The sequence below is a fragment of the bacterium genome (genome assembly GCA_041648665.1).
Taxonomy (GTDB): Bacteria; UBA10199; UBA10199; order 2-02-FULL-44-16; family JAAZCA01; genus JAFGMW01.
Genome location: JBAZOP010000170.1, coordinates 1 through 3,855, shown reverse-complemented (window position 1 = coordinate 3,855; position 3,855 = coordinate 1). Strand labels below are relative to the sequence as shown.

3 protein-coding genes are annotated in these 3,855 nt (G+C 60.1%); 1 reads left to right on the top strand and 2 read right to left on the bottom strand.

Annotation, left to right across the window (positions count from 1 at the left end; genetic code table 11):
* Nucleotides 1–692: RluA family pseudouridine synthase (locus WC683_20130; GenBank protein ID MFA4974918.1), on the bottom strand; the 692-nt coding region annotated here is incomplete at its 3' end.
* Nucleotides 693–694: 2 nt separating this feature from the next.
* The gene (locus tag WC683_20125) at nucleotides 695–2,239 is read right to left on the bottom strand and encodes a hypothetical protein (protein MFA4974917.1); all 1,545 of its coding nucleotides are present in this window, start codon (nucleotides 2,237–2,239) and stop codon (nucleotides 695–697) included.
* A 253-nt stretch (nucleotides 2,240–2,492) separates the two neighbouring features.
* Between WC683_20125 and WC683_20120 the strand changes: the two genes are divergently transcribed.
* On the top strand, nucleotides 2,493–3,855 hold a 1,363-nt coding region (locus WC683_20120), incomplete at its 3' end, for a serine/threonine-protein kinase (protein ID MFA4974916.1).

Sequence of the window (3,855 nt, the reverse complement as noted above, 5' to 3'; positions counted from 1 at the left end):
GGGAGCGGCGATTCGAAGGTCATCGGCTTATTCGTGAGCGGATTGACTATGGAGATCTTCGCGCTGTGGAGAAGGTGCCTGGCCGGAGCGAGCGGATCCTGCGCCCTCTTCTTGGGGTTCCTGTATATCGCGTCGCCTGATATCGGGAAACCGATGTGCGCGAGGTGCACGCGTATCTGGTGCCTCGCGCCGGTCTTGATCGTGACCGAGAGCAGCGCGTAGCGCGCGTCCTTCATGCTGTAGCGCTCCAGGAGCTCGAACGAGGTGTGGGCCGGCCTCGCCGAGAGTTCTTTCGCGAGAGACTCCGTCTCACATGCGACCATCTTCTTCGCCTTGGAGGGGTGATGCGCGATAGGCGCGTCGATCATGCCGCGGTCCGGCGGCTCTCCTATCACCAGCGCGAGGTAGCGTTTTCTGACTCCATCCTCTTTGAACTGCCGCCTGAGCTCTGCATGCGCGTCTGTGGTCCGCGCGGCCACGACGATGCCGGAGGTCTCGTTGTCCAGGCGATTCACCAGCCCCGCCTCGCGCGGGTCCTTGCCGATCTTGGTCTGTTCGGGATTCCGCTCGGCGAGCCAGGCGGCGAGGGTGCCCTGTTCGCCTTCACGGAGAGACGTCGAGGGCATCCCGGCGGGTTTGTCGACGATGAACAGGGCCTCGTCCTCGTATACTATGCGCGGGAGAGTCGTCATATTCAGTACACGAGCCCGCTTCCGTCTATGACCGCGCCTGTGACGACGTCCGCGCCGTACATCAGTTGGAGGTCGTCGTTCAAATCCAGCGCGACGATGGAGCCGGAGGGGGCCCATGAGGCGGTTTCGTACGGAAACAGGTCGGTCATCTGCTGCATCAGCAGCGTGCCGTCGACGGCGACCGCGATCGCCACCTCCGGAGAGCTGGACCTCTTGACCACTACCTTCTCCAACTTCTCAAGGGTCGGGTGCTGGTTGATATGACTCGTCTTTATGTCGGACAATTTTACAAAATCCAGATTGCTATTTTCATACAGGGGATAGAGGCCGCTGTCATGGTAGATCCTGGTGTCGTCCAGGTTGTTCGTCCCTGCTATCGCCGAGTCGAGGATGACGATGCCGACATCCTCGTCGTTGAATACGCAGAGCGCTCCGTCGGCTATGCTGCTCGGGGCCTCAGCCAGCCCGGCGAGCCCCGTCCTCTTCACCGTCAGCGCATCCTCGGTCAGGTCGTCGGCGCGAAACAGCGTGACGTATGCGTCCACGTTGTCGCCCTTGTCCGTGATCAGGAGCCCCAGGTACTGGTTTCCAATGGACATCTTGAGGGAGTCGAGCGAGAGGCTCCTCGTGAGTCCTTCGAGCGGGGCTGATGCGAACGATATGCTCAGGGTCTGTATCATGCTCCCGTCTATCATCGAGACCAGCGAGAGCACGACCGAGGAGGCTGTCTTGAAGGCCACGAGGGGCGCGGCGAACGCATCTATGAACATCGCGTGCATCGGCTCATCGGAAAGGGTGAATGCGCGCTCGTCCGTGAACGCGCCTTCCTGGAATTTGCCCATCCAGATCGTCTTGTCATCCTTGCTCGTGACCACGATCCGGTCCGCGCCGGAGATGTTCCTTATGGCCAGCGAGTGCGCATAGCAACCGTTCACGGCGACCGTGGTCTCGGCGGAGGCGCCTATGACGAGCTGGTTCGTCGTGGTATCGCTTCCCTGTTTGAGCAGCACGGGCACGCCGCTCACGGGCGCGATCTCGACGTCGACCGCCTTTCCCGAGAGGCCGAGCCCAGCGCAGTTCTCTTCCGGCTCCGCGGGTGTCGGCACCGTCAGCTGTATCTGTTCGCTCCTCCACGCGCCGTTGTAGGGGTAGATGAGGCCTATGGTCAGCGGATCTTCCGCAGATGCGGCTATCACGACGACGAACGATCCGTCATCCTCCGCATATGCGCATACGCGGCCGACTGTGCTGCATATCGCCGGATATTCGACCGCGTAGGCCGACGGGATCAGGTAGTCCATGAGCTTTATGCTTGCGGACTCGGCCTCGCCCTCATTGACGACCATGACCAGCGCTCCCCCGGTCACCGCTCCCTCTGTCCCGGTCACTGTGACGTTGCCGCTGTCGTCCGGGCTGGAGACGTCGACCCGGCCTGTTATGGGCGCCGGCAGGTCTATCGGCGGGGCGGATGCCGAGCCGCACGCGCCTAGCAGGGCCGCCGCTATCATCGATAGGGCGCCCAGATATATGGTCTTTGTGATCTTCATCTGAAGTTCCCCTTTCTTCAGGGTCCTTCCCTCTCCACTCTATTCTAAAGCAATGATGGTGCCAAAATCCAATGCTATATTAGTGTATTTATTATCAATGAGTTAACGACCGAACAAATATTTTATTTAAGATATATAATCATATTGGAGTGCATAAAACAAATATATCGTTTGTTTCGTATAATATATGAAATGTACTCTTTAATATAAACTAAATCTCTTAAGCTGGATATAAATATGGTAATATAATCATATGGCAGAGCTGAAGATAATCGATGCAAAGTATGAAATCAAAGAACTCCTGGGCAGCGGGGGGTTCAGCGATGTCTATCTTGTGGAAGGGCCGGACGGTCCGTGTGCGCTTAAGCTCCTCAAGGCCGAGATCGCCTCCCTCAAGAAGGAGGCGCTTGAGGAGTTTAAGAACGAGTTCTCCGTACTCAAGGACATGCGCCATCCCTGCATAGCGTCGATCCTAGATTTTGGCTACGACCTTTCGACGCAGCGCTACTACTACACCTCGGAGATCATCAGGGGCGAGGAGATAGTCAATGCGACCCGAGGGCTTGCGCTCGAGGCGATAACCGATCTCTTCGTGCAGGCGCTTCGCGCGCTGGGCTATCTGCATTCGTTTCGCATCTACCACTTTGACGTGAAGGCTGCCAACGTGCTCGTGGTCAAGGAAGGCGCCCCCCTGATAAAGATCATAGACTTCGGGCTCGCCGGCATCGACCCCAGGGGCAGGCTCATCGGCACACCCTCTTACATGGCGCCGGAGATCATAGCCAGGGAGCGGGCGGACGGCCGCGCAGATCTCTATTCGCTGGGCGTGCTCTGGTACATGTGCGTCGTGCGCAAGAATCCGTTCCGCGCGCAGACGAGCGCGGAGACGCTCTCCCGCCATCTCAAGTTCATACCGCCGCCCCCCTCCAAGGCGGTGCCGACCCTGCCCAAGTGGCTTGACTCGGTGATCATGAGGCTGCTTGAGAAGAACCCTGCGAACCGCTTTCCCAACGCCGCCTCGGTGATAAGGGAGTTGAACCGCCAGAGCGGCTCCAATTATCCGCTCGAGACGCGCGAGACGCTGCTCTCGTATCTGCCGGACGAGGGCAGGTTCGTGGGCCGCGCGGAGGAGATCGCCTCGCTCGAATCCAACATAGAAGCGCTCAAGGGCGAGGGCGGCCCGGCGAGCGGCTGCCTCGTGACCGGCGCGATGGGCTCGGGGAAGACCAGGTTTTTGCGCGAGCTCAAGTATCGCATGCAGCTCGCCGACGTGAGGATCGAGTGGGGCTCCGCCGCCGAGGAGGAGGAGTTCAAGTCGTGGTGCGATCGGCTCTCCCTGCACCTGGCCGAGGGCAAGGGGTTGTGCGCGTTCATCCTCGACGACGCGCAGGCGGCGATGGAGGGCGAGGTGACGCGCGCGTCTCTGCTATCGCTGGTCTCACGCTCGCGCAGGCCGGCCCAGGGCGCCTCCACATGGATCGCTGTCGCCGCAAGGCCCATCGAGCACGAGGAGGCGCGCGCTTCGCTCGCCGCGCTGTTGCCCATGTCGATCGAGATGAAACCGTTCGATCCGGAGGAGATGGGGCTCTACATCTCTTCCCTCACCGGGCTGGAGA

Excerpts from the sequence above, each read along its gene's own strand:
- WC683_20125 (MFA4974917.1), bottom strand. The coding sequence starts at position 2,239 with ATGAAGATCACAAAGACCATATATCTGGGCGCCCTATCGATGATAGCG.